The organism is Moraxella atlantae NBRC 14588 (assembly GCF_001591265.1).
Classification (GTDB): Bacteria; Pseudomonadota; Gammaproteobacteria; order Pseudomonadales; family Moraxellaceae; genus Faucicola; species Faucicola atlantae.
This window is the reverse complement of the sequence record NZ_BCUL01000002.1, coordinates 245,435-270,873: the sequence shown is the minus strand read 5'-3', so window position 1 is coordinate 270,873 and position 25,439 is coordinate 245,435. Positions and strand designations below refer to the sequence as shown.

At 51.0% G+C, this 25,439-nt stretch carries 18 protein-coding genes and 2 tRNA genes; 12 read left to right on the top strand and 8 right to left on the bottom strand.

Annotated features, from left to right (window positions below; all coding sequences use genetic code 11):
- Nucleotides 1–64: 64 nt before the first annotated feature.
- The 7 genes from leuS (at nucleotide 65) to MA2_RS02565 (ending at nucleotide 8,504) form a co-directional block, all read left to right on the top strand.
- On the top strand, nucleotides 65–2,713 hold the full coding sequence (gene leuS / locus MA2_RS02595; protein WP_067056025.1) for a leucine--tRNA ligase: 2,649 nt from the start codon (nucleotides 65–67) through the stop codon (nucleotides 2,711–2,713).
- 64 nt (nucleotides 2,714–2,777) lie between these two features.
- Entirely contained in the window at nucleotides 2,778–3,338 is a 561-nt protein-coding gene (locus MA2_RS02590; RefSeq protein ID WP_067056023.1) for an LPS-assembly lipoprotein LptE, read from the top strand.
- Between the two features lie 24 nt (nucleotides 3,339–3,362).
- Nucleotides 3,363–4,415, top strand: a complete 1,053-nt coding sequence (gene holA, locus MA2_RS02585; RefSeq protein ID WP_067056020.1) for a DNA polymerase III subunit delta — start codon at nucleotides 3,363–3,365, stop codon at nucleotides 4,413–4,415.
- Between the two features lie 377 nt (nucleotides 4,416–4,792).
- Nucleotides 4,793–6,121: an efflux RND transporter periplasmic adaptor subunit gene (locus MA2_RS02580; protein ID WP_067056017.1), complete on the top strand. Its 1,329-nt coding sequence runs from the start codon at nucleotides 4,793–4,795 to the stop codon at nucleotides 6,119–6,121.
- 109 nt (nucleotides 6,122–6,230) lie between these two features.
- Nucleotides 6,231–8,174 (top strand): MacB family efflux pump subunit, encoded by a 1,944-nt coding sequence (locus tag MA2_RS02575; RefSeq protein WP_067056158.1) that lies wholly within the window; start codon nucleotides 6,231–6,233, stop codon nucleotides 8,172–8,174.
- Between the two features lie 140 nt (nucleotides 8,175–8,314).
- Nucleotides 8,315–8,390 (top strand) — tRNA-Lys (locus MA2_RS02570).
- Nucleotides 8,391–8,428: 38 nt separating this feature from the next.
- Nucleotides 8,429–8,504: transfer RNA gene (locus tag MA2_RS02565), tRNA-Lys, on the top strand.
- 278 nt (nucleotides 8,505–8,782) lie between these two features.
- On the opposite strand, the gene MA2_RS02560 is transcribed toward MA2_RS02565, so the two are convergent.
- The 4 genes from MA2_RS02560 to MA2_RS02545 form a co-directional block, all read right to left on the bottom strand.
- Nucleotides 8,783–9,049 carry a YMGG-like glycine zipper-containing protein gene (locus MA2_RS02560; RefSeq protein WP_067056015.1) on the bottom strand — a complete coding sequence of 89 codons (267 nt, stop codon included), beginning with the start codon at nucleotides 9,047–9,049 and terminating at the stop codon, nucleotides 8,783–8,785.
- A 165-nt stretch (nucleotides 9,050–9,214) separates the two neighbouring features.
- On the bottom strand, nucleotides 9,215–11,287 hold the full coding sequence (ligA, locus tag MA2_RS02555; protein WP_067056012.1) for an NAD-dependent DNA ligase LigA: 2,073 nt from the start codon (nucleotides 11,285–11,287) through the stop codon (nucleotides 9,215–9,217).
- A 156-nt stretch (nucleotides 11,288–11,443) separates the two neighbouring features.
- On the bottom strand, nucleotides 11,444–12,421 hold the full coding sequence (locus MA2_RS02550; protein ID WP_067056155.1) for a cell division protein ZipA C-terminal FtsZ-binding domain-containing protein: 978 nt from the start codon (nucleotides 12,419–12,421) through the stop codon (nucleotides 11,444–11,446).
- A gap of 262 nt (nucleotides 12,422–12,683) precedes the next feature.
- The gene (locus MA2_RS02545) at nucleotides 12,684–16,340 is read right to left on the bottom strand and encodes an AAA family ATPase (RefSeq protein WP_067056010.1); all 3,657 of its coding nucleotides are present in this window, start codon (nucleotides 16,338–16,340) and stop codon (nucleotides 12,684–12,686) included.
- A 250-nt stretch (nucleotides 16,341–16,590) separates the two neighbouring features.
- Here MA2_RS02545 and dut point away from each other — a divergent pair, with 250 nt between their 5' ends.
- The 4 genes from dut (at nucleotide 16,591) to MA2_RS02525 (ending at nucleotide 20,471) form a co-directional block, all read left to right on the top strand.
- Complete coding sequence (gene dut / locus MA2_RS02540) at nucleotides 16,591–17,052, top strand: dUTP diphosphatase (RefSeq protein WP_067056007.1); 462 nt, start codon at nucleotides 16,591–16,593, stop codon at nucleotides 17,050–17,052.
- A 107-nt stretch (nucleotides 17,053–17,159) separates the two neighbouring features.
- Nucleotides 17,160–18,695, top strand: coding sequence for a phosphomannomutase/phosphoglucomutase (locus tag MA2_RS02535; RefSeq protein WP_067056003.1), 1,536 nt, complete (start codon nucleotides 17,160–17,162; stop codon nucleotides 18,693–18,695).
- Between the two features lie 56 nt (nucleotides 18,696–18,751).
- A complete protein-coding gene (gene argB, locus MA2_RS02530) occupies nucleotides 18,752–19,645 on the top strand; it encodes an acetylglutamate kinase (protein WP_067056000.1) in 894 nt (297 codons plus the stop codon).
- A gap of 139 nt (nucleotides 19,646–19,784) precedes the next feature.
- Entirely contained in the window at nucleotides 19,785–20,471 is a 687-nt protein-coding gene (locus MA2_RS02525; protein WP_067055997.1) for a hypothetical protein, read from the top strand.
- Nucleotides 20,472–20,477: 6 nt separating this feature from the next.
- Here MA2_RS02525 and pnuC read toward each other — a convergent pair whose 3' ends face one another.
- A complete protein-coding gene (pnuC, locus tag MA2_RS02520) occupies nucleotides 20,478–21,215 on the bottom strand; it encodes a nicotinamide riboside transporter PnuC (protein WP_067055995.1) in 738 nt (245 codons plus the stop codon).
- 75 nt (nucleotides 21,216–21,290) lie between these two features.
- Complete coding sequence (gene nadR / locus MA2_RS02515) at nucleotides 21,291–22,409, bottom strand: multifunctional transcriptional regulator/nicotinamide-nucleotide adenylyltransferase/ribosylnicotinamide kinase NadR (protein WP_067055991.1); 1,119 nt, start codon at nucleotides 22,407–22,409, stop codon at nucleotides 21,291–21,293.
- A 472-nt stretch (nucleotides 22,410–22,881) separates the two neighbouring features.
- On the opposite strand from nadR, the gene MA2_RS02505 reads away from it, so the two are divergent.
- Nucleotides 22,882–23,973: an extracellular solute-binding protein gene (locus tag MA2_RS02505; RefSeq protein WP_158080595.1), complete on the top strand. Its 1,092-nt coding sequence runs from the start codon at nucleotides 22,882–22,884 to the stop codon at nucleotides 23,971–23,973.
- Nucleotides 23,974–24,000: 27 nt separating this feature from the next.
- On the opposite strand, the gene MA2_RS02500 is transcribed toward MA2_RS02505, so the two are convergent.
- Together MA2_RS02500 and smpB are read right to left on the bottom strand one after the other, a co-directional pair.
- On the bottom strand, nucleotides 24,001–24,801 hold the full coding sequence (locus tag MA2_RS02500) for a methyltransferase (protein ID WP_067055982.1): 801 nt from the start codon (nucleotides 24,799–24,801) through the stop codon (nucleotides 24,001–24,003).
- Between the two features lie 17 nt (nucleotides 24,802–24,818).
- On the bottom strand, nucleotides 24,819–25,289 hold the full coding sequence (smpB, locus tag MA2_RS02495) for an SsrA-binding protein SmpB (protein ID WP_067055979.1): 471 nt from the start codon (nucleotides 25,287–25,289) through the stop codon (nucleotides 24,819–24,821).
- Nucleotides 25,290–25,439: the final 150 nt, after the last annotated feature.

The window sequence follows — 25,439 nt, the reverse complement described above, 5'->3', positions numbered from 1 at the left end:
ATCTTGCCGATCATTTAGCTTTTTAGTTGTCTTATTTTAACACCGTTAGATTGTTTGCCAAACCATGATGAAATCAACCACTATTGATCCACAATACGATCCCCAAGCCATCGAAACTGCCCAGCAACAGCAATGGGCAGCGGATAAGCGTTATGAAGTCAGCAATGCGCCAACGGATAAGCCAACGCGCTATTTGCTATCGATGTTCCCCTATCCAAGTGGCAAGCTGCACATGGGGCACGTGCGTAACTATACGATTACCGATGTGCTAAGCCGCTATTATCGTTTAAAAGGCGATGAGGTGTTGCAGCCAATGGGTTGGGATGCGTTTGGTTTGCCTGCCGAGAATGCGGCGATTGCCAATAATGTCGCACCTGCAGCATGGACGTTTGCCAATATTGAAAACATGCGCGCGCAGCTTAAGTCGTTGGGGCTGTCGATTGATTGGTCGCGTGAGTTTGCTACCTGCACGCCTGAATACTACCGCTGGGAACAATGGTTGTTTGTGCAGTTGTTCAAAAAAGGTTTGGTGTATAAAAAACTTTCAACGGTGAATTGGGACCCTGTGGATAACACGGTGCTTGCCAATGAGCAAGTGGTGGATGGACGCGGCTGGCGGTCGGGCGCGTTGGTTGAAAAGCGTGAAATCCCGATGTACTATTTTAACATCACCGCGTACGCTGAGGAGTTGCTCAACGATTTGGATAAACTTGAGGGACATTGGCCACCACAAGTTATCACCATGCAGCGCAATTGGATTGGACGCTCTGAGGGTATGGAGCTGCGTTTTCCTTATACATTAGACGGAAAGGCGCGTACGTTGGATGTGTTTACCACCCGTCCTGATACGCTGATGGGGGTAACGTATGTGTCGGTCGCAGCTGAGCATCCACTGGCGCAACACGCTGCTGCCCAAAATCCTGCCCTGGCAGATTTTATCCATACCATCAAGCAAGGCTCGGTAGCTGAAGCCGATATTGCTAAAGCCGAAAAGCTTGGCATGGACACAGGGCTGACTGTGCGCCATCCTTTGACAGGGCAAGATATCCCTGTTTGGGTGGCTAATTATGTGTTGATGAGTTACGGCTCGGGCGCGGTGATGGCAGTGCCTGCGCATGATGAACGCGATTTTGAATTTGCCAACAAATACGGGCTACCTATTCAACAAGTCGTTGCGGTGGCAGATCAAAATGACTTTGACCCAGCCACGTGGCAAGACTGGTATGGCGATAAACAAAACGGCGTGGCGGTGAATTCGGGCGAATTTGACGGCATGAACTTTGCCGAATCATTTGCAGCGATTTTAGCCAAACTTGCGCCACAGGGCTTAGCCGAAAAAACCATCAACTATCGCCTGCGCGATTGGGGTGTGTCACGCCAACGCTATTGGGGCTGCCCAATTCCTGTCGTCAACTGTGAACATTGTGGCGCAGTGCCTGTACCTGAGGCAGATTTGCCTGTGGTATTGCCCACCGATGTTGTGCCCGATGGTCGCGGCAATCCACTAAACAACTTGCCCGCTTTTACCGATACCACTTGCCCAAATTGCGGCCAACCTGCCAAACGTGAAACCGATACGTTTGACACGTTTGTTGAGTCCAGCTGGTATCAAGCGCGTTTTGCCTCGCCACACAGCCAAACTGCGATGGTTGATAAGGCAGCAGCGGCAAAATGGCTACCCGTTGATCAATACGTGGGTGGCGTTGAACACGCGGTGCTGCACTTGCTATATGCGCGGTTTTTCCACAAATTGATGCGCGATGAAGGGCTATTAAAAGGTGATGAGCCGTTTGTCAATCTTTTGACCCAAGGCATGGTGTTGGCAGGTACATTTTATCGTCAAAATGCTGACGGTAGCAAAACCTACTATTTTGCCGATGACGTAAGCCTTGAATTTAATGACAAAGGACAACCGATTGCTGCATGCCTAAAAGCCGATGGTGGGCCTGTGACGATTGGCAAAATTGAAAAAATGTCGAAGTCTAAAAACAACGGCATTGACCCACAAGCAACGATTGAACGCTATGGCGCAGACACCGTGCGGCTTTATACCATGTTCACCGCGCCTGCTGACCAAACGTTAGAGTGGATTGACGATGGCTTAAAAGGCCCGTACAACTTTTTGAAAAAAGTTTGGCGTTATGCCTCAGAGCACCAAGCGCGTCTACAACAAGCCAACTGGCAAGCCGATACCGTCAAGGTGACAGATTTTGACTTTGGCGCGGCTGCTAAAGACTTGCGCCGTAAAACCCATGACACGATTGCCAAATTAGATGATGCACTGGGCAAAAACTTAGCGCTTAATACGCCTGTGTCGTTTTTGATGGAACTTGCCAATGCGCTGACGGCATTTGATGTGCACAATGACGCGGATTTGGCAGCAGCCAATGAAGCGTTAGTCACGCTTTTGACCTTGCTGAGTATGTACGCACCGCACATGGCGCAGGCGTTGCTAGAGGCTTTGGGCATTGACCCATTGCAGCTGACCTACCCAACGGTTGATGACAGCGCGCGCGTACAAGACAGCATTACGTTGGTGGTGCAAGTCAATGGCAAGGTGCGCGGACAGCTGCAAGCACCGCCCGATAGCGATGCTGACTGGCTCAAAGCACAGGCCAAGACGTTGGCTGGCGTGCAAAAATTCTTGACAGGTGAAATTGTTAAAGAAATCGTGGTGCCCAATAAGCTTATCAATCTTGTGGTCAAAGGCTGATCGGCTAAATGGTACACCGCTTAACCCAACTAGCTGACACCAGAAGGCTTACAAAGGATATCCTATGCAGCAGCCGCTAACTTTCATCCGCGCGTTTGGTGTTGTCATTGCGCTTGGTATTGGCACGGTGACATTACACGGTTGCGGCTTTCAGCTGCGTGGCTATCCATCTGCGGTGGTGCAACTGGCGCAATCCACCGAACTGGTGTTTGGTACCAAACCCGATGACATCATGGTCAAAAATGCGCTCAAGCGCCAATTGGATTTGTTGGCATTGGGCTATACTGACTCGGTAAATGATACCGCTGTCAGCCATGTGCCTGCCGCCAGTGAAGTGCCGCGGATTCAGGTGGATAACATTCGCCTTGATACCTATCAGCTACGTGGAATTTTGACCGAAATTCGTATGGTGATGAGTGCCGATGTCAGTTACAGTGTGCAGCAAAACGGCGTGTGGCAAAACAAAACCCAAACCCTGCAAGTACAGCGCAGCTACCAATACGACCAAGCCAGTGTTGCCACTGACAATCCCCAAGCCGACCAAATTCGCGCTTGGTTGGCAGATAATTTGGCGCAGCGCATTGCCGATCAATACGTTGCCTTATTGATGCCTGCCACGTCTTGATTGATTAAGCCCATCATCTACCCCATGCAGCTGGATTTTTTGACTGCCTTTCGGCAAGCCCAACCGCAAAATAGCTCTACGCCCGCAACGGGACTGTGGCTGCTGCACGGTGATGAGGATTTGCTACAACAATGGTTGGTACAGCGCATGGCAGTCACTTGGCGTGCGCAAGGCATGGCGATACAACGCACAGATATCGTCAATGCCAAGTCTTGGCAGGCGGTGTTGGGCGAGTTTGATAGTCTATCGCTGTTTGATGAGCGCCGCGTTATCATCGCGCAAGGCAATCACAAGCCCGACGGCAAACGCGATGGTGAAATTTTACAAGCTCTCAAAAACTTTGCCGAGCATGCGCAAGCCGATCCACAAAACGCGCTGATTGTCCTAAGCCCACGGTTTGATAAGCGCGCGCAAAACTCGGCGTTTTATCAGCTTTGCAACCAATACGGGCAGGTGGTGGATTGCCGCCTGATACAGGCGCGTGACCGCCATGCCTTGCTGATTGCCCATGCAGCCGATTTTGGCTTGACGCTGACCACTGATGCTTGGCAACAGCTAGAAGACCAAACCCAAAACAACCTGCTCAGCGCGTACCAAACCTTATGGCGGCTCTCTTATCTGTTCGCCGCGCCTGCGCCATACCCAGCCAAACCAACCCTGATGACCATTGACAGCACACAATTGGCGCAAGGTTTGGTACGGCAGGCACAATTTAGCACGTTTGACTTGTCTGATGCGATGTTGGCAGGCAACAGTGCGCGCGTGGTACGCATTATGCGCCAGCTGAAAGCCAGTGACGAGCCGCCCAGCTTGGTGCTGTGGACACTAAGTAAAGACATGCGCGCGCTACAAGCCATGCAAACAGGTACCAGCCCTGCCAGTCTTGGCATTTGGCAAAGCAAGCAAAGCCTGTATCAACAAGCCGCCCACCGCCATCATGGGCAGAATTTGGACGCGTGGACAACGCTGTTGTATCGCTGTGACCAAGCCATCAAAGGGTTAATCGCGCAACCTGCTTGGGAACTATTGCTACAAGCCGCGCTGACAGTGGCTGGGGTAACCCTATTTACCCCATAGTCAGCGACTATTTAGCCATATTAAACCCATGCCATTTTTTGGCAAGTTAATCTTGAGCAAAATACGGTTACCTATTCTTACCACTCGCCCAAATAAGCGTCAGGCAAGTTTGTTATGCTAATGCATAGCTTATTCATCAATATTTCAGCGCGTGCTAGCAGTACAAAATCTGGCGATTATAAATGCAATCTGTTATCATATGATAATTATTTGCCAAAATCTAACAGATAGCTGACCCAACACGGATCTGACTATTAGACAACGCTGTTTAGTAGACAGCGCTGTTTGGTAAAATTGCTGGGTACGGCATATGTTTTACCTTGTTGATACCAAACTATCAAACGCTAACCACAACCGCCAACAGGTAAGGGCGCACGATGACGCGAATGCAAAAAAAATGGTTAAAATGGTCACTCATCGCACTGGTGATCGGCGCACTGGCGGTAGCAGCGTACTGGTATTTGCGCCCCAAACCTACCGAACCCAATTACATCACCGCACAAGTTGAGCGCAGCGATATCGAAAACAGCGTCATGGCAACGGGCAAGGTTGAAGGTCTAAACCAAGTCGATGTCGGCGCGCAAGTATCAGGCGAGGTCACCAAACTATATGTTGATGTCGGTGACACAGTCAACAAAGGCGACCCGATTGCCCAAATTGACCCCGTGACCATGCGCAACCAACTCACCACCCAACAAGCCAACTTGCAGCAAAGTTTGGCAAATCTTGACAGCACCAAAGCGGCATACCAAACGCGGCAAGCAGCATTGGCGCAGGCGCAAGCCGATCTTGCCAGCAAACAGGCGACACTGGCACAGGCGCAAAACGAATACCGCCGTATGCAAGGCTTAATGAGTAGCGATGCAATTTCACGCCAAGAGCTTGAGCAAGCACGTACCAGCGTACAAACCGCGCAAGCCGCCGTTGATAACGCCCAACAAGCCATCAAAACCGCACAAGCCAATCTGCAAGCAGGCAAAGCTGATATCACAACCGCCGAAGCGTCAATCAAAAAATCACAAACCGAAGTCAGCACCGCGCAGCAAAACCTAGGCTATACCCAAATCACCGCCCCCATGTCAGGCACAGTGATTTCTGTCACCACCAAACAAGGGCAAACAGTAAACGCCAATCAAACCGCGCCGACCATCGTCACCTTGGCGGATCTAAGCACCGTGCGCATCAAAGCAAAAATTTCTGAAGCCGATGTCATCAACCTAAAACCTGGTATGCCCGTGTATTTTAACATCATCGGCAACCCCGACAAAAAAATGCACGCCACCTTAAGCGCGATCGAGCCCGCCCCCGAAGGCACCACTGCCAATAGCAGCACAAGCAACGATGATTCTGCCGTGTATTACTTAGGCTATTTTGATGTACCCAACCCCGACGGTATCTTACGCATCAACATGACCGCACAAGTATATATCGTTGAAAGCAAAGCCGACAACGCGCTAAGCGTCCCTGCTGCCGCCATTAAAACCGACAAACAACTGGGTAAATACGTTTTGCTCCTACAACCTGACAACACAACCAAACAGCAGCCCGTCAAAACTGGTTTGAGTAACCGCATTAACACACAAATTTTAAGCGGCGTGCAAGAAGGTGATACCGTGGTGATTAGCGAAGAAGGCAGCGACGATAGCAAATCGGGCAAAGATAGCAGCGGCAAAAACAGACGCAGCAAACGCCCACCGATGATGTAAGGTGATGGCTATGCACCCAACCACCACCCCAATCGACACCCCGATCAACACCTCAGCCGCGCACACTGCCAGCCCTCTCCCACAAACGCAAACGGCTAAAATTCCCATTATGCAAGTTGAGGGCTTAATTCGTGAATTTAGCGCAGGCGAACAAAAAATCCGCGTACTACACGGCATTGATTTAACCATTTATCAAGGTGAAATGGTCGCCATCATCGGGCAATCAGGTTCAGGCAAATCTACCTTGATGAATATTCTAGGCTGTCTTGACCAACCAACGGCAGGTAGCTACCGTGTGTACGGCAAAGCCATTGACCAACTTACACCCGATGAACTGGCAAAGCTACGCCGTGAGCATTTTGGCTTTATTTTTCAGCGTTATCACCTACTTGGCGATATCAACGCACAAGCCAACGTTGCCGTGCCTGCTGTATACGCAGGTATGCCTGCCGATTTGCGCGAACAGCGTGCGCAGGCGCTGCTTGATCAGCTAGGGCTTGGTCAAAAAACCGAAAACCGTCCCAGTCAGCTATCAGGCGGACAGCAACAGCGCGTGTCAATTGCGCGCGCGCTGATGAACGGCGGCGATGTGATTTTAGCCGATGAGCCAACAGGTGCGCTAGATAGCCAATCGGGTAAAGACGTGATGGCGATTTTGCGTGACCTCAACGCGCAGGGGCATACCATCATCATGGTGACGCATGACCCATCGATTGCTGCACAAGCCGAACGCGTGATTGAAATCAAAGACGGGTACATTTTAAACGACTATTACACCAACAACACCTTTGTGCGTAAGCCTGCTGCCGACAAACCGCCACTAACCCAAAAAACGGGCGTGATGGCATTTTTAGACAGACTGTCTGAAGCGTTTAAGATGTCGCTGCTTGCTATGCGCGCGCACAAAATGCGCACCTTACTGACCATGCTTGGGATTATCATTGGTATTGCCTCAGTGGTCACTGTGGTAGGCTTGGGGCAAGGCTCACAGCAGCGGATTTTGGCGGATATCAGCGCACTTGGCACCAATACCTTGACAATACGTGACGGCTATCGCTACGGCGACCCACGTCGCCGCTACCACAAGCCCAACCTAACCGATGACGATGCGTTTGCCGTTGCCGATCAGCCGTACGTGCAAAGCGTAAGCCCCGTGGTCAATACTTCAGCAACCGCACGTTATCGCGAAACCGAAGCGTCAGTCAATGTCAGTGGCGTGGGGCAAGATTATTTTAGCGTCTCAGGCAACAAGCTCAAACGCGGACAAAATTTTGATACCACCAGCATCCGCCAGTTGGCACAAGATGCCATCATTGATGACAACGCCAAAACCACGTTTTTTCCCGAAGATTCTGCAATTGGCAAGGTGATTGTCTTAGGTAGTGTTCCTGTACGCGTGGTGGGTGTACTTGCACCGCAGGAATCGGCAATGGGTCCAAGCAGTGACACGCCAACGTTTTACCTACCCTACACCACCGTCATGCGGCGTATACTAGGTACCAGCAATCTAAACAGCTTTGTGGTGCTGCTTAAGGATACCATATCCAGCAGTGCGGCAGAGCAAGCTGTCAGTGACCTGATCGAACAACGCCACGGTACGGATGATTTTCGCATTCAAAATGCCGATTCAATTCGCCAAACCATTCAATCGACCACCAACACCATGACGCTGCTGATCTCATCGATTGCCATCATATCTTTGATTGTTGGCGGTATTGGTGTGATGAACATCATGCTGGTGTCAGTGACCGAACGCACCAGCGAAATTGGCGTGCGCATGGCGGTGGGTGCACGGCAAAGTGATATCTTGCAGCAGTTTTTGATTGAGGCGGTGCTGGTGTGTATTTTGGGCGGTGTGCTTGGTATTGCGCTGGCATTTTCTATCGGCGCGTTGATCAATCATTTTGCTGGCAGTACGTTTGAGGTGGTGTATTCAACCAGCTCCATCATCGCCGCGGTGGTCTGCTCAACGCTGATTGGCGTGGTGTTTGGCTTTATTCCTGCGCGTAATGCCGCCAAGCTCAACCCCGTGGACGCACTTAGCGGCGAATAATCCTGCTAAATTGGTATAAAATTGCCCCAAATTGCGATTGGGGCAATTTTTTTGACAAAAAAACTTGCAATGATGCGATTTATGCGTATAATATGCTCTCACTTGATGGCTAAGCGGTAAAATACACCGCAAACGCTGATGGATCGTTAGCTCAGTTGGTAGAGCAGCGGACTTTTAATCCGTTGGTCCCGCGTTCGAGTCGCGGACGATCCACCATTTTTTGAATGCGCTGATAGCGTTTATTCACATGATTTGGATCGTTAGCTCAGTTGGTAGAGCAGCGGACTTTTAATCCGTTGGTCCCGCGTTCGAGTCGCGGACGATCCACCACTTTCAAGTAAACCAATGCGTCCCTCGGTGGGCGTATTTTTTTGTCTAAAATCTGCTTGAGGATTTTAGCTTGGTGTTCATACACGCGTTAAAAAACCAAACACTCTAAGCAGTATTTGGTTTTGTGTCATTATTTATATTATTAACTGAAGTTACGCAAACCATCTATATGTTGCGTTTTTAAATCTCCAAAAACCGAATATATAGTAGTATTTCTATTCTTTCTGCGTAACTCCACTTATTAAGCGTTCAAGCTAATCTTTCAGGCGACTAGCCTATTAACGTTGATAAGGATAGCTTTGGGTAGTGCTTAGGGCATAGCCTGTTGCACCACCAGCTGCCGCACCGATTGCTGCGCCTTTGGCGATGTCACCGCGGTTACCGTCTGATCGCGCCAATGCACCGATTGCCGCACCTGCCAATGCGCCGTTAGTTGCTGCGGTTGTTGAGCCTTGATTGGTGCCGTATGGGTTGCTAGCACAAGCCGTCAAGCCCAATGCTGCGCCGATTACTGCGATACCTGTTAGTTTGCTTACTGCTTTCATTATGATTCCTCGCTAAAATATTTGCTCATGGAGTTGTTAGAAGCCAGCTAGGCTTTGTATTTAGCATACACGTTTATGGCGCGGCTTGTGTTATGTACACGCGAATTTTTTTACCTGTTGTGTAACTATTGTCTCATATTTGCTTGAATATATACCAAACCACGTTTATGGCGTGGCTGTATGCGCAAAATCTGCCAGTAGCTGCATAAATTCGGCTTCATTGACAATGCGAATACCTAAGTTTTCGGCTTTGACAAGTTTGCTGCCTGCTTTTTCACCTGCAAGTAGCACGCTGGTCTTACTCGATAAGCTACCCGATACGCTTGCGCCCAATGCTTGCAGTTTGGCTTTGGCTTCATCACGCGGCATTTGTGCCAATGTGCCTGTGATGACCCACGTTTGTCCTTTGAGCGGCTGTTGCCCATCGGTGGTTTGGCTGACTGCCTCCCATTGGATACCTGCGGCAAGTAGGCGTTCGATGACCTCGCGGTTGTGCGTGGCGGTAAAAAATTCATGGATGGACGCGGCAGTGATATCGCCGATGTCGGGCGTTTTTAGCAGCTCATCGGTGCTTGCCGCCATCAGTGCAGGCAAATCGCCAAATTGGCGTGCTAAATTTAACGCAGTGCTCTCTCCCACACCACGAATGCCCAAGGCATAGATAAAACGCGGTAGGGTTGTGTGTTTGCTTGCTTCGATGGCATTGAGCAGGTTATTGACGGATTTTTCACCAAGTTTGTCAAGTGCGATCATGGCGCTTTGGTGCTTGGGCAAGTCGTAAATATCGGCGACGTTGTGTAGCCAGCCTAAGGCAAAAAACTGTGCCAACAGCCGCTCACCTAGCCCGTCAATATCCATCGCACGGCGTGATACAAAATGCACCAACGCCTCTTGCTGCTGTGCAGGACAATATAAGCCGCCTGTACAACGTGCCAATGCTTCGCCTTCGGGTAACACAACGGGAGATGCACACACCGGGCATTGTTTGGGCAGAGTGACAGGCACGCTGTCGGCAGGGCGTTCATCCAACCACACACGGGTGAGTTTAGGAATTACATCGCCTGCGCGGTGTACGCTGACCATATCGCCCACGCGCACATCTAGCCGTTGAATCTCACCAATATTGTGTAGGCTAACGTTGCTCACCGTCACACCGCCAACATTGACAGGGGCAAGCTTGCCTACGGGGGTCAGCTGTCCTGTGCGCCCAACTTGCCAGTCAATGGCATTTAGCCGTGTTATGACGGTTTGGGCGGGAAATTTGTACGCCATCGCCCAGCGCGGTTCTCGGCTTAAAAATCCAAGCTGGCGTTGCAGGCTTAAATCATTGACCTTAATCACCACGCCGTCAATTTCATACGGCAAGTCGGCGCGTTTGACGTTAATCGCCTCATAAGCAGCCTGCACGGCGGCGCTGTCGGTAGCGGTCTGAATTTCACCAATGCTAAAGCCTAAACCTTGCAGCCATCTCAAGGCTTGCGTTTGGGTGGTGATATCGGCAGGCAATCCGTCATTGACCGAATAAGCATAAAACGCCAGCGGACGCTGAGCAGCAATACTGGGGTCAAGCTGGCGCAAACTACCTGCCGCCGCGTTACGCGGATTGGCAAAGGTTTTGTCGCCGCGTGCTTCGGCTTCGCGGTTAAGGCGCAAAAACCCTGCTTTGGGCATCAGCACCTCGCCGCGCACCTCAAGGCGTGCAATGGCTTGCCCAATCTTGGCAGGCAGCACCTGTGGCAAATTGCGAATCGTGCGTGCGTTGTGGGTGATGTCCTCGCCGACTTGTCCATCACCGCGTGTCACAGCTTGGCGCAACGTGCCGTGTTCATAAACCAATGCCACCGCCAGCCCATCGAGTTTTAGCTCAATGTCATACTCAGGATTTTGCTGCGCGTCGCTTAGACGCTCATTGACGCGGCGCATAAAATCTTGCAATTCGGCATCATTAAACACATTGCCCAACGACAGCATCGGCGTAGCGTGAGTGACTTGGGTGAATTGCGCCAGCGGTGCGCCGCCGACTTGGTTGGTTGGGCTATCAGCTTGCACCAAATCAGGATGCGCCGCTTCTAGGCTCAACAAATTCTGGCGCAACTGGTCGTATTCACTGTCTTGCAAGATGGGCGCGTCTAGCACATAATAAGCATGGTTGTGGCGTTTGAGCGCGTCGATTAAATGGCGCATTTTTGCTACGATGTCGGCAGCATCACTGGGCTGTGGTGTCGAATTTGGTATCATGATTGGACGATAGCAAGTTTGGTAAATGTTCTAATTGTGATTGGTCTGGCGACAAAAAGACGCATGACCGTTGGTTGCGTCTTTTTGTTTTTTCATTGATGCGCTTAAGTTACTGGACAATACAAGGCTTAAGGTTGTGAAAAAATTGGGCAAAAACTAGGCAAAATTCACCGCAATTTCGCGCATACGATGGATCTGCTCTTTGGTTAGCGGCATATTGTTTTCATCATACAAGCTAGCTTGTAAGGCTTGCGCCATCAATCCTGCAATGCTGATCATGCTATCAAAACCCTGCGCAGCTTTGGGATGAGGTAGCGACAAAAACAACGCCAAACCATTGACGCTTTGCATGGGCAAACGGTTTAAATCAAACGCTTCAATGTCCTGATCGCCAACCATCATTACGCTAAACCACAAAATCCCCGTGCCATCTTTGCCCTCATAGCGGTGAAACATGTTCATCGCGCCATATTTAAGCCCATACACGTCAAATAGCTGCAACAAATCGCGTCCTGCAATGCGCGCGTTGGGCTGATTGGGATACAAAAACACACTGACGTTTTGTTCGGCGTGGTTGAGTGGGCTGTTTTGGTCGTGGTCGATTTGGCTTTGGATATGCCCATCCACCACTGGGCTGTTGTCGGTGAATTGCTCACGCAGCTGGCTTTCATCGTACGTCGTCACAGGCGGTCTGATGTGCTCGGTGGCATCGGCAAGCAGGCTAAACGCATCGGGTTCGTTATCTGGCTCAACCGTGGCACTGGTAAAGGCTAAGTGACTGCTGCCAGATGGTGCTTGATCGCTATGGGTCTGCGTTGATGACTGCGGATACTCAAAATCGGTGTTCGCCGCACTCAGCTCAACGCTGCCATCGGGATTATCGGGTGTGATTTCGGCTTTAAATGTCGACTCATGCTCAACAGGTACGCGCTCGTGACGTGGCACAATGGGCAGACCGTTTTTGCCAGTTTGCTGATTGACCGCGCTGTCCACAGGTGTGCTGCTTAGCATTTTGGTGCGGACAGGCTTGTTTTCAGGGTGTTTTTTTTTCTTGAGTGCACCCACCAGTGTCACAATGCCCCAAACGATAGCGATAATCGCCAATACCAACAAAATCATTTGAGTCACAGTCATGGGCATGTCACACCTAATATTATTAAATTTTTAAGAATCAAATTTTAGTACCGTTTAAAAAAATCGCGCTGAGGTTTTAAGGATACAGATTTTTGCCTATACTAGCACGACAAGCCGCGCACGGCTAGCAAAAACCGTGACAAAACGACGGTTTGGCGCGGTTTTTTGGCATTTATGGCAGTTTATTGCTAAAAAAATTGTCGCAAAATATTACACCGTCTTTCATCAAGCAATGTGTCACTGTTTGCCAAACATCTTCAATCTAACGCGCCTCATCTTGCGCCAAATAACGCTCGGCTTGGGTCAAATCCACATCAACCAACGTTGAAATGCCTGCTGTCGGCATGGTCACACCTTTAAGCTCGTCTGCCGCTTGCATGGCAAGTTTGTTGTGGCTGATAAAAATAAACTGCACGCCTTGTGCCATCTGCGCAATCAAGCGCGTAAACCGTTCAACGTTGGCATCATCAAGCGGCGCATCGACTTCATCAAGCACACAAAACGGCGCAGGCTGCTGCTCAAAAATCGCAAAAATTAGGCTGAGCGCGGTCAAGGTTTTCTCACCACCCGACAGTAAGGCCAAACGACTGTTTTTTTTGCCTTTGGGCTGCGCCATTAGCGTCAAGCCTGCTTGCCAGTTTTTGTCAGTGTTGGGGTCGCTGTTGGTGTCTAACACCAACTCGGCATGTCCACCGTCAAACACTTCGGCAAACAAACGCTGAAGCGCGGTATTGACATCGCGTAAAGTGGCCAAAAACCGCTGTTTGGTTTGGTTGTCAATTTGGCGCATGGCATGGGTCAGCTGCTCAATACTTGCGGTCAGATCAATGATTTGCGCATCAAGCGGCGACAAACGTGCCTCAATATCGGCAAGTTCGGCGGCAGCGGCGTGATTGACGGCACCTAGCTGCTTGATTTGGTTGTGTTTGTGGCGTTGTTGTTTCGTGATTTTTTCACGCTGTTGGGTGGATAGTACAGGCAGCGTGGTGTCGTTGGGCACGGCTAAGCCGCGATCTATCAGGGTTTGTTCAATTTGCGCCAATGCGTGCTGCGCCAAGGTGCGTGTGGTGTCGGCTTGGTGGCGTTCGGCTTGACGCATAGCAAGCGTCTGTTGGGCGGTGCTCAAGGCGGTGGCATGCTGCTGTTGGCGATCGTGTAGCGCGGTAATGGCCTGACGCTGTTCGGCAAGGCGTTGCTCACTGCGCGCATGCGCGGCGGTGGTGGCGGTAAGATTGGCTTGCTGCTGCGGCAACTGCTGTTGCCCGTCGGTTTGTCGGTCGGTAAGCTCGGCGATGGTATGTTGCAAGCGTTGGGCGCGTGTTTGCAACGTGGCAAGCTGTTCGCGCTGATGTTTGGCGGTCAATTGCGCTTGGGCAAGCTCGGTTTGTAGTGCGTGTTGCTGACGCTCGGCTTGTTTGACGCGTTGGCTGTGTTCACTGATGGCGTGCTCAATGGCTTGACGGTTGCGGTTGGCATCGCTTAGGGTTTGTGGGTCAAACTGATGGGTAAGCTTATGCTGTTGGCGTTCTTGCTCGCTGATAGCCGCTTGCACCTGCGCCATGCTTTCGTGTAGGCGAATTTGCTCTTGTGCCAAACGCTGCGCGGTGGCGTGGCGTTGCTCGGCGGCACGGGTCAGGCGGTGGACATCATTTTGCAAGCTCAGTTGTTGTTTGCCTAAACGTACCAGTTCAGCGCGCTGCTGTTGGTTTTGTGCTTGCCACTCTTGCACGCTCATGGTTTGTTGGTCAAGACGGCGGCGCAATGCAGCAAGTTTGGGCTGCTCGCGTTGGATTTGGGTGTTTAGCGCGTCAATGCGTATTTGTTGGCTAAAATGCTGATTGGTAGAGGCAGTTTTTTGTGCTTGCTGATTGCTCGCCGTGTGCCACGCGTCAAGGTTTAGACAGATTTGTCGATTCAGCCAAAGATGGCGGTGCGCTTGCTGGTCTGGGTGTGTCACCATGGCATATAGCCACCCATCGGGCGATAAATCGGCAAGCATTGCTGCTAGCTGCACGGGGGTGACGGGCTCGGCATTGAGCCAAATTTTTTCAAACAGCGTCAGTGTGGGCTGGGTTATCAGTTGCGCCAAGCTGTACCAACCTGTGGGCGGTGCTGGGTATATGATTTGCGCGTTAGACGTTGGCGCATCTGTTGGCAAGATGGGCGGCAAAACCACGGCAGGATAATCCAACCACATTTGCCACGTTTTGGTATCGGACAAAAGCTTAGCCTGCGACGCGCTAAACCAGTACGTCAGCCAATCGCCAAGTTTATCAAAACGTGTGGCGAACGCCTGCCCTGTCGCGTTAAGCTCGATTTGTTGGAGTAGGTTTTGCGCGGTGTCAGTTTGCGCGGTGGCTTGTGCGTGGGGCTGAGCCGTGGTAAGCGGTGCAGTCGTCAGCTGCTGCAAAGTCGCAAGCTCGGTTTGCCAGCGTTCAAGTTGGCTGGTCGCGCGGCGGTAGTCTTGCTCAAGCTCTGCCAAAGCGTCTTGCTCATCTAGCAACGTATCTTGACGGGCTAAAATCGCCTGTTCGGTGCGCTCAATGACGCCAACGACGTCGGCAAGCTGCTGCTCGCTGATGGTAAGCTGCTGCTCTGTTGGGCTATCGTCTGTGTCAAATTGCGCTTGGCGTTTGGTGTGCTCGGTTTGCTGTTGTTGCAGCTGCGCCAGTTGCTGGTTAAGCCGTGTAAGCTCACGATGTATGAGCGTCTGCTCGGTGTCATGTGCTTGTTTTTGTTGATTGAGCGTGTGCAGCGTACGCTTGCTGGCTTGGCGGTCGGCTTCAAGCTTGGCAGTGGTGGCGGCGTGGGTTTGCAGCTCATCGGCAACGGCGGCAAGGCGTGGCGGCAGCTGCTGCAAATGTGGCGCGATATCTGCTAGCGCGGTTTGGCTGCGCTGGATATCGGCTTGCAGTTCTGTGTATTCTTGAATCAATCGCGCCTGTTCGGCGGCAAATTGACTGAGCTGCTGCTCAAGCTGCGTCACGGCATTTTGCGCGGCAAGTTTTTCGGCAAAGGCGTGTTGCTGCTGCTGTTGGATGTGCTGCTCGGCAGCTTGAGCGGCTTGTAAATCGGCGGCAAGCGTGTGCGCGGTTGCGGTCAGCTGCGCCACGATATCGGCTTGCGCCTGCCATTGCTGCACCTGCTTGGCGTAGTCGGCTTGAGCAGCTTGGGCATCGGCGTGGGCGCAAGCATAGTCATCTAACAGCAAGGTTTGACTGAGCGCGTCATATTCAGCTTGCCACGTTTGTGCTTGTTTGGCAGCGGTGGCTTGTTTTGCCAGTCGCGCCTGCTGCTCGCGCAAGCCATGCGCCATATCCCCTAAGCGCGCCAAATTGTCCTGTGCGGTGGTCAGTTGGCGTTCGGTGTCATCGCGCCGCGCTTGATAGCGTGACACACCTGAGGCTTCCTCAATAAATGCGCGCAGCTGTCGCCCATCGGCATCGATAATGCGCCCAATCATGCCTTGCTCGATGACCGCATACGAACGCGCGCCTAACCCTGTGCCCAAAAAGACATCAACCACATCACGCCGCCGCACCTTGCTACCGTTGATGAAATAATCGGATTTGCCGTCTTTGCTCATCTGGCGGCGTACAGATAGCTCATGATATAGATTAAGCGCGTGTTGAATGCCACCTTTGCCATCATCGCCTTGGGTGTGCTCAAACACCAGCTCAACACTGGCAAGGCTTTTTGCTGCGTGCGCCTGTGTGCCTGCAAAAATCACATCACTCATCGCACCGCCGCGCAGCTGTTTGGCAGAGCTTTCGCCCAATACCCAACGAATCGCGTCAATCACATTGGATTTGCCGCAGCCATTGGGACCAACAATTGCGGTGATGGGGTGTTTAAAGTACAAGGTGGTTGGGTTGGCAAAGGATTTAAAGCCAGAAAGTTTAAGCTGCTTTAAGCGCATGTTACTAATTTGAATACATCAACAAGGCGGCGATTTAGCAAATCGGCTGCTTGACACTTGAAAAAGACTGCGGTTTAAAAAGTCGGCTATTTTAGCAAGATTTGCGCCTTTGGCAAAGTTTGTTGGCGGTTAAGGTCAATTATTTGACACATAGGCAAATTGAGCCAAAGCCATTTTTTCAACCAGTCGTCTGCCGTCCGTGTGCTACAATCTTTAGCCGATTGTTTGCTGGCTTAAAAAAGAGGAAAATATGCAGCTACAAGTCAAAATTTTAAACCCTAATATCGGCAAATTGCCTCACCTACCCTTGCCTGCGCGCGCTACCGATGGCTCGGCAGGGCTGGATTTGCGTGCCTGTATTGACACGCCGCTCACCATCGCCGCAGGGCAAACCGTGTTGGTTGGTACGGGATTGGCGATTTATTTGGCTGACCCAAACTATGTTGGGCTGATTTTGCCACGCTCAGGACTTGGGCATAAGCACGGCATTGTGTTAGGCAATTTAACGGGCGTGATTGACGCGGATTATCAAGGTGAGTTGATGGTATCGGTGTGGAACCGCAGCCAAACCGATTTTGTGCTCCAGCCAGGTGAGCGCATGGCGCAGTATTTGGTCGTGCCTGTGGTGCGTCCACAGTTTGAGGTGGTCGAGGAGTTTTCAGATATTAGTGCGCGTGGCACGGGCGGCTTTGGCTCAAGCGGGCGTATTTGATCACTTGTTTGATGCAAGCCCTTAAAAAGTAACATAATATTACAGCATTTTGCCGCGTGTTGTTTCTATAATGCGACACGACGTGGATAAAATTGTAGTGTTGGCGTATGTGGTTACATCCTTTTTTACCGCAACAAGCCTTGTTTAAGGCGTATGACATTCGTGGCGATATCACGCTATTTAGCGACGATTTTTTGTGGGCGTTGGGGCAAGGCTTTGCACGGCTGTTTGTCCAACATGGCGGCGGACGTGTGGCGATTGGCTATGATGTGCGTAAGTTTAGCCCGCGCATGGCTGCCTTTATTGCCTATCACTGTCATGTGCAGGGCTTGCGCATCGACTGGTTGGGACAGGTGACCACGCCGATAATGGCGCACGCTGCCAGCTGCCAAGACGGGCACGGGGTGATGGTCACAGCAAGCCATTCACCGCGCCATGTGCATGGGGTCAAGTGGCTGTGCGCCCATCATTCGCCAAGTGCAGAGGCGATTGGTGCATTGTTTGATACCCTTGCCGATGTGCCTGCGTATGTGCCCACGGCAGCGGATTTGGCAGCAGTGCAAGCCTTTGTCACTCAGCTTTGCCAAACTGATGCCACGGTGTTCAATGCTTATCAAGCCTCGATGACGCAAGCCTTCGCCCGTATTCAACACGCCTGCTACTGTGCTCACACGCCTAGACACGCGCCGCTACGTTTGGTTATTGACTGCATGAACGGCGCGACCAGTCGGTTTGCCGAGCGGTTATTTAGCGGTTTTGGCTACGATTGCCAGATGCTCAACGCCATGCCCGATGGCAGCTTTCCCAAAGGCAACCCCGATCCTGCCGAACCTGCACGCCTTGCTGAGCTTAGCCATGCGGTGGTGGCAAGCGGTGCGGATATGGGGCTGGCGTTTGATGGCGATGGCGATCGTGTGATGGTCATTGATGGGCATGGGCGCATGATCGCACCTGATAATCTGTTGTATCTACTGGCACAAATTGCACTTGCCGAACGCCCAACGCTTGCTGGTGTTGAGAGCACCGCTGAGGTCATGTTTGATGTCAAATGCTCGCACCATGTGCCAACGCTACTTGCCGCACACGGCGCACTGCCTGTCATGCAAAAAACTGGCAGTAGCCTGATGCGCCAAGCTTTGCAACGTCGTCACCGTGCGTCGGTGTTTGCAGGTGAATTGTCGGGGCATTTTTTGTTTAATGATGGCTATTTTGTATTGTATGATGACGCGATGTACGCCGCACTGCGCCTGCTCAACTGGCTGCGCTATCAGCCTGTGACGTTTGCCGAATTGCTTGCCCGCTTGCCTGTCAGCGTCAGCACAGCAGATATGTACTTGCCGATTGCCAGTGCTGAATACGGGCAACGCCTGCTCAACCAACTGCTTGCCGCTGCCCAAAAACCGTTTAGCCGCCTCAGGCGTGCGCTTGCTGTGCGTGAGGTTAGCACTGTTGATGGCTTGCGGCTGGATTTTGCCCATGGTGTAGGGATTTTGCGCCGCTCAAACACAGGCAACTATCTGACGGTGCGGTTTTGCGGCGATACCTTGGCAGATTTGCAACACGCCCAGCAGGTATTTAGTTGGCTGTGCGCGTCGGTTGATGATGACCTTGCCACACAGATCGCCCAAATTCAGCCCGTATAGTGTTGTTATTCGGCAATTTTAGCTTTATTAAATTTAGTCTATAACTAGGAATAACTATGCTTGATTTAGCCCAAGCCACCCAAACCGCCGAGGTTTTGACCGAAGCCCTGCCCTATATTCAGCGTTTTGAAGACAAAGTCATGGTGGTCAAATACGGCGGCAACGCGATGACCGACCCTGTATTAGAAAGCTCATTTGCGCGCGACATCGTCCTGCTCAAAACCGTGGGCATACACCCAGTCGTTGTGCACGGCGGCGGCCCACAGGTCGATAGCCTGCTCAAAGAACTTGGGCGCACCTCAGAGCGCATCGACGGCATGCGCGTGACTGACAGAGCGACTATGGATGTTGTTGAGATGGTACTTGGTGGTAGCGTCAATAAGTCCATCGTCAATCTAATCAACCAACACGGCGGTCGCGCGATTGGTTTGACAGGCAAAGATGCAAGCCTCATTCGCGCCAAAAAACTGATGATGCACAAAATCGACGACGACGGCAACATGGATATGTTGGATTTGGGTTTTGTCGGCGATGTGGTATCGATCAAAAAAGACGTGATTGATCTGATGATTGCGGCAAATTTCATCCCCGTCATTGCACCGCTTGGTGTCGATGAAGATGGCAATACCTACAACATCAACGCCGACGTCGTCGCAGGCAAGGTCGCCGAATTTATGCAGGCAGAAAAATTGATTTTGCTGACCAACATCAAGGGCGTACTTGATAAAAACGGCAACATAGCCACAGGTTTAACGCCGAGCAAGGTCGATGACATGATTGCCGATGGCACAATTTCAGGCGGTATGATTCCCAAAATCAGCTACGCACTTGAGGCAGTCAAAAACGGCGTGAAAAGTGCAGTGATCGTCGATGGGCGCGTACCACATGCCACACTGCTTGAGGTTTTCACCGACAAGGGAGTCGGCACGCTCATTAGCCAAGGCAGCTAGCTCCATCGCACCACAGACAAACGCGCTCAATCATTGGCAATATGCTATACTAAGCGCGTTTTTTATCGGTTAAAATTCAGCAAATGTTGGATGTTAAACCAGTTTGCAGATTTTGGCGTTTGGGTGAGGTAGGTAAGCGATGCGTTTAGGTTTAAAAAATACGCTGCGTTTTTGGATGATAAGTTTTGCGTTCATGGGTGCAATCGACACGATTAGCGTCGCACACGCCGACCAAGTACCACCAAGTGATAAACCTAGCGATAAAAGCAGCAACAAAAAAACCGATACCAAAGCAAGCAAAAAAGCCTCACCCAGTTCAGCCGACACATCCGCCAAGTCACCTGTCAATCCGTATCTGGACAAATCAGGGCGAATTGATTGGACACCTGTACTCAAAACCATGCAAAACGGCTGTGACTTGCCCGACATCGACAACGCGCCGATGGAAATTTTAGCCTCCATTCGAACCGACAGCGGCGAACGCGGTGGCACAGGCAAGATCACCGACGGCTACAAAACCTTGCAACTAAGCAACGCCAGCGCGTTTGGCTATCCCATTCGCAAGATTTATTTTGGCTCACAAGGTGCAGGCTTTAGCTCTGCTACCATCTATTTTACCGACAACCGATTTTTGGCATTGCGCCCCAGATTCTATGTTCAAACCGTGGCAGGTAAATTGACCGCCAAAGACAGAATGGTCATCACCGACCGCAACGCCTTTGCTGGGCAATACCTTGCCAATGGCATGGGTTACAGCGACGGGCGCAGCGGCGTGATCTTTAGCCCAAAAACCCATTCTATCACTTGTAGTTGGGCGCATTTATAAGTTTGCTTATGCCGTGCGCGCGCTGCGTTGCCATTCATACAGCCCGACCAGCGCATTGACTTGATAAATCACGGTTTGAATGGCAAAAATATAATTGTGGGTCATTAGATTAACAATCAGCCACACGGCATTGACCAAAATCCACAGCCACCAGTTAAACGAATAGCGCAAAATCATCGCAGTTTGGGCGGTAATCGACAGCACAAACGCCAACACATTGATCCAAAAAAAGTCAATTTTTCCCAAAAATCGGCTGCCGTCGTTGTCAATGATATTGCCATAACCCAACGATGCCAGCCAGCTATTGAGCGTTGGAAACAACAGCAACCCCACCACAATGATGAAAAAAGTCACCAGCCACACCGCACGGTTGGCAGACTTGGGGATCATATTGCCATCGCCATCACTGTTTTTTGCCCAGTACACCAGCCCATACACATGGGTAAAAAAATTAAAAATCGGTGCAAGCATCAGCCCGACCGAGCCGTGCATACCTTGCACCACACTCTCGCCTGCCGTTGCCAACATGCCAAAGCCATTACCCAACACATTGCGCCGAAAACTCAAAGACACCACGCACACCAGCCCAATGATAGACACGGCAAAATAAAACCAGTCTGCCGTCGTGTGCTCGGTGGTTGTCCAAAATCCCCAAAATAGCGCCGCTACGCCGCAAACAAACCACGTCACGATCCATTGCTTGGCATATTTACCTGTAATTTTGTCCAAAAACTCAATCCGCATATTACATCCTTGCTTGTATATCTTTCACAAAAAATTAAAACACATGCAACTATCCATACCACCAAAAGCCAAAAGCTAGCCAATATCTGTCGGGGATTTGCCAAAAATAGCGCGATCAATAAAACGCACTGCTGCCAAAAACCGCGCTTGATAATCGGCATCGTTGATACATACAGGTGTAATCTGATGGCGTGCATAAATATCCGTTAAGCGTGCGGCAAAGCGTTGGCGGGCATCTAATGTGCCCAGTGAGCGCATGCCATCGGCAACCCACGGTGTATTATTGGCTAGCATCAACGTATAGTCTAAACAAAACGTATCAATACACGCCGCCAAAAATGGATGCGCGCGCCCCTCGTACTCCTCACAAAACGCCTGTGTGGTGACAAAATCAGTATCAATCAACGTCACGGGGGCAAGCGCGTGACGACACGCCGCGCGAATCGCTTGCGCATGGTCGGTTGCCATCAGCGGATAATCGGTGTACTGCATGCCCAATTCAGTACCACCCAAATCAGTCTCAACAAACACGCGCCCCATCTCAAGCGCGTAGCTTGCACCGTAATGATTCACCAGTTTGTACAACAACGTGGTTTTACCCGAGCTCTCCCCGCCAACGATAGCAACGGTTTTGGTATAACTAGCGCGCGCTTCAGGATGGATTGCCGCCCAATGCTGGGCAGGATTGGCATGAATTATTGCGCTGTCAAAGCCTGTGGGCGGTGTTGGCAATACCTGCCAGCCGCTTGGCAACGTGAGCATCGCCACGTGTCCGCCTAGCGTCTGCCAGTCGGCTGCATCCACGCACCACGCCAACGTGTCATCGGCTGTCAAACCACGCTCGGCTTTAATTTGTGCCGCCAAGCGTGCCAATGCCGAACGCTGCATGTCATCCAACGCTGTCATCTTGCCATCAAACGCAGGCAAATCCGCGTCATCTGCCAACATCACCCGAACAAACGGCAAGTGCGCCAGTGCCATCGTCAACCAACGCGCTTTGTCTTTTTGGGTGATGTGAAATTTTGGATTGGGCGCAGGATGCGGCAACACCACCACGGTGAGCTGCTCAACCTGCCCTGCAGCAAACATCATCGCCTGCATATGCCCCAAGTGCAGCGGCTGAAAATAACCAATGATCACGCCGTGAGTTGGTTTGTTGGGTGCCTCGGTTAGCGCAGTGATGGAAGGTTGCATGGTCGTCCTTGACAAAAAAGATAGTGGCTGTTGTTGGGTGGGTTATTTTTCGTGACAGATTTTAGCAACAAGTTGGCTAAATAGCTGCTATTGTAACCGATTTTGCGCCGTTTTGGTTTTAATGTTTCTTTATCAGTAAGTTTTTTTGGCAAAACATTACGCAAGTTGCACAAGACACAACCCTAAAATTATGTTATTGATTTATAATAATTTCATCATCAAGCACAGGTGGTAATTGCTTCATGATGTCAGCCTTTTGTTTAATGATAATTACTCAATACCCGTTTTCCTCCTGCCCAAATGCCATGTCATTTGGGTATTTTTTTGGCGATTGGGTGCTTAGTTGTATCAAAAATTGCGCTATAATGCTAGGCTTATATGTTTGTTTAATGTTGGCTTAAGCTTTTTTTGTCCAAAATTGGTGATTGCCTCAAGCCATTGGCGTGTTTAATCGCGCGACTGTTAGGATATGATGTTGAAGTTTGCCCGTTTTTGGTTTGATAGCTTATTGTTCAGCACCGTGTTGGCATTGGCAGGCTGTTCACATGAGCCTACCGCTACCGATACCGCTGCTTTAACAGCAAGCCAGTCTGCCAGTACCGCAAGCGCGCCCGATAGCAATATGCCCCCTGCCGATGTGCGTAGCGTGCTGCACGTGTTTAGCAGTATTGAGCCTGCATCCATTCGCCCACTATTGCAAGATTTTGCCAAACAACATGATGTGGATATTCGCGTGGTGTATGCCGCACCCAAATATTTGGTTACTGCGCTGACCAATCAGCCTGCCGATGTGGTGCTTAGCAGCGATACCGCTGTTTTGCAACAGGCGGTTGAGGCAGCGTTACTGCAGCCGTTTGATGCAGAACAAGCCGCGGCAAGCGTGCCCGATACTTATCTTGACCCCGATGGCAATTGGCTGCCGTTATCGTATCACACGCGCGCAGCGGTGTATGACAGTCGTTTGCTCAAAGCCGCTGATATTGGCAGCTTTGCCAGTCTTGCCGCGCCCAAATGGGCAAACAAACTTTGCCTCACGTCAGCGCAAGACCCTGCTAACCAAGCTTTGGTGGCACAATTGATCCACGATATGGGCGAAACCAAAACGCGCACGGTACTACAAGGTTGGCTGTCAAATTTGGCGCGCCCACCGTTTGGCGATGATGATGCCTTGCTGGCTGCCATTGCGCGCGGTGAGTGCCAGGTCGGGCTTGCCGATAGCCAACGCTTTGCCCATGCAACCGCGCAAAATCCCAACTCACCGCTGGCATTGGCATGGATTAACGCATCCTCAGGTGGCGTACCAAAACGCTTGACAGCGATTGCCATGGCACGTGCCAGTCACCAACCTGAGCTTGCCTTGCAGCTGATAGAATGGCTTGCCGCACCCGATCAGCAAAGCTTATTTGCTAGCCTCACCGACACCTACCCGATCAATCCACAAGCCGAAGCCTCGGTGCGTCTCAAGGCGTTGGGTGATGGTGTGTATAGCCCGATGACCCCCGAACAACTCCATACAGGGCTTGCAAATGCCAAGATGTTGATGGATGAAGTGGGCTATCGCTAAGTTTATCAGTCAGATAGTGGTTAGGTACTAAAATTGGCTAGGTTTTTGTGCCAATAGATGAATATAACGCCCAAGCCATTTGTACGGCGCTTGTGTGCTGTATTTAAGCTCCATCTCGATCACCGCCTCAGGGTTAGCATGACCGCCGCGTTTGAGCGCGGCGTAATCATGAAATACGCGTAGCCCCGAGCTTTGCACCACCGTGTAGCCAAGCGCATCTAACCAGTCTTGCACCTGTGCTAGCTCAACGGGGTGATTGGGCGTAAGACTGCCTGAATCGGCTTGAAAATCGGCATTATTGAGCAAGTTAAAATTGCCCATGATCAAATTACGATACACAAAACTGGCAGGGTTATAAAAACACAATGACAACGCGCCGTCTGCCACCAGCCAATCATCGACAAATGCCAGCACGTTCTGTGGCTGATCAAGCCATTCAAGCACCGCATGGCATAAAATCAAATCAAAAGGCGGCGTATCTGCCTCACGCAAGCGCACCGCCAAGTCTTGATACGCGCAGGTGTACCAGCTGATGGCATTTGCCACACCTTGTGCCTGTGCTGCCTGTCGCGCCGATGTCAGCATATTTGCCGACACGTCATTGACGGTGACTTCGTGCCCTGCTACTGCCAGCTCAATGGCAAGCTGCCCAAGCCCTGCACCGATATCTAGCACCCGACACGCGCGTGACGGGTATTGCGCTTGCCACGCTGCCAGCCAAGTTTGCAAATCACGGCGCAGCACTGCTAGGCGGATTTTTCCCTTCAAACCGCCATAGATTTTTTGGGCAAAATGCGCGCTGATGTCGTCAAAATTACGATCAGTCATGATTTTTGCCAAATTTTTTATACAAGGTTTTTAAAACCACGTTGTTTGTCACGCTGATAATCGCGTTCTTTGAGCGTTGCGCGTTTGTCGTGCAGTTTTTTACCTTTGGCTAGTGCGATTTCACACTTGACCAGCCCATGGTGCCAATACACCTTGAGCGCGACACAGGTATGCCCTTTTTGATTGACCATGCCAAATAGCTTGTCAATCTCGCGCCGATGCAGCAAAAGCTTGCGTGTGCGCATGGCATCGGCAGCTACATGGGTTGAGGCAGACAACAGGGGCTGAATATGCGCCCCGAATAAAAACGCCTCGCCATCTTTGAAGGTGACGTAGCTTTCGGTGATACGCATTTTGCCTGCTCGAATCGATTTGACCTCCCAACCAAGCAGCTCTAACCCTGCCTCATAGGTCTCCTCGATGAAGTATTCATGACGCGCCTTTTTGTTACTGGCAATTAGGCTCGGCGTTTTCGCCTTTTTACTCATAATCTTGTCCTAAATTAAACTGACTAATATAGGGTAAATTGGTTTAAAAAACAATGTGGCCTGTGCAACCAATCATACAGATTTTGCACACGCTAAACACAAGTCGTTCAATGCGCTGTGATCTACCGATCCAAAGCGCAATGTTTAACG

What these genes read in the sequence shown, in the direction of transcription:
- leuS (WP_067056025.1), top strand. Translation starts at nt 65, where the DNA reads ATGATGAAATCAACCACTATTGATCCACAATACGATCCCCAAGCCATC.
- MA2_RS02590 (WP_067056023.1), top strand. Translation starts at nt 2,778, where the DNA reads ATGCAGCAGCCGCTAACTTTCATCCGCGCGTTTGGTGTTGTCATTGCG.
- holA (WP_067056020.1), top strand. Translation starts at nt 3,363, where the DNA reads ATGCAGCTGGATTTTTTGACTGCCTTTCGGCAAGCCCAACCGCAAAAT.
- MA2_RS02580 (WP_067056017.1), top strand. Translation starts at nt 4,793, where the DNA reads ATGACGCGAATGCAAAAAAAATGGTTAAAATGGTCACTCATCGCACTG.
- MA2_RS02575 (WP_067056158.1), top strand. Translation starts at nt 6,231, where the DNA reads ATGCAAGTTGAGGGCTTAATTCGTGAATTTAGCGCAGGCGAACAAAAA.
- MA2_RS02560 (WP_067056015.1), bottom strand. Translation starts at nt 9,049, where the DNA reads ATGAAAGCAGTAAGCAAACTAACAGGTATCGCAGTAATCGGCGCAGCA.
- ligA (WP_067056012.1), bottom strand. Translation starts at nt 11,287, where the DNA reads ATGATACCAAATTCGACACCACAGCCCAGTGATGCTGCCGACATCGTA.
- MA2_RS02550 (WP_067056155.1), bottom strand. Translation starts at nt 12,421, where the DNA reads ATGACTGTGACTCAAATGATTTTGTTGGTATTGGCGATTATCGCTATC.
- MA2_RS02545 (WP_067056010.1), bottom strand. Translation starts at nt 16,340, where the DNA reads ATGCGCTTAAAGCAGCTTAAACTTTCTGGCTTTAAATCCTTTGCCAAC.
- dut (WP_067056007.1), top strand. Translation starts at nt 16,591, where the DNA reads ATGCAGCTACAAGTCAAAATTTTAAACCCTAATATCGGCAAATTGCCT.
- MA2_RS02535 (WP_067056003.1), top strand. Translation starts at nt 17,160, where the DNA reads ATGTGGTTACATCCTTTTTTACCGCAACAAGCCTTGTTTAAGGCGTAT.
- argB (WP_067056000.1), top strand. Translation starts at nt 18,752, where the DNA reads ATGCTTGATTTAGCCCAAGCCACCCAAACCGCCGAGGTTTTGACCGAA.
- MA2_RS02525 (WP_067055997.1), top strand. Translation starts at nt 19,785, where the DNA reads ATGCGTTTAGGTTTAAAAAATACGCTGCGTTTTTGGATGATAAGTTTT.
- pnuC (WP_067055995.1), bottom strand. Translation starts at nt 21,215, where the DNA reads ATGCGGATTGAGTTTTTGGACAAAATTACAGGTAAATATGCCAAGCAA.
- nadR (WP_067055991.1), bottom strand. Translation starts at nt 22,409, where the DNA reads ATGCAACCTTCCATCACTGCGCTAACCGAGGCACCCAACAAACCAACT.
- MA2_RS02505 (WP_158080595.1), top strand. Translation starts at nt 22,882, where the DNA reads ATGTTGAAGTTTGCCCGTTTTTGGTTTGATAGCTTATTGTTCAGCACC.
- MA2_RS02500 (WP_067055982.1), bottom strand. Translation starts at nt 24,801, where the DNA reads ATGACTGATCGTAATTTTGACGACATCAGCGCGCATTTTGCCCAAAAA.
- smpB (WP_067055979.1), bottom strand. Translation starts at nt 25,289, where the DNA reads ATGAGTAAAAAGGCGAAAACGCCGAGCCTAATTGCCAGTAACAAAAAG.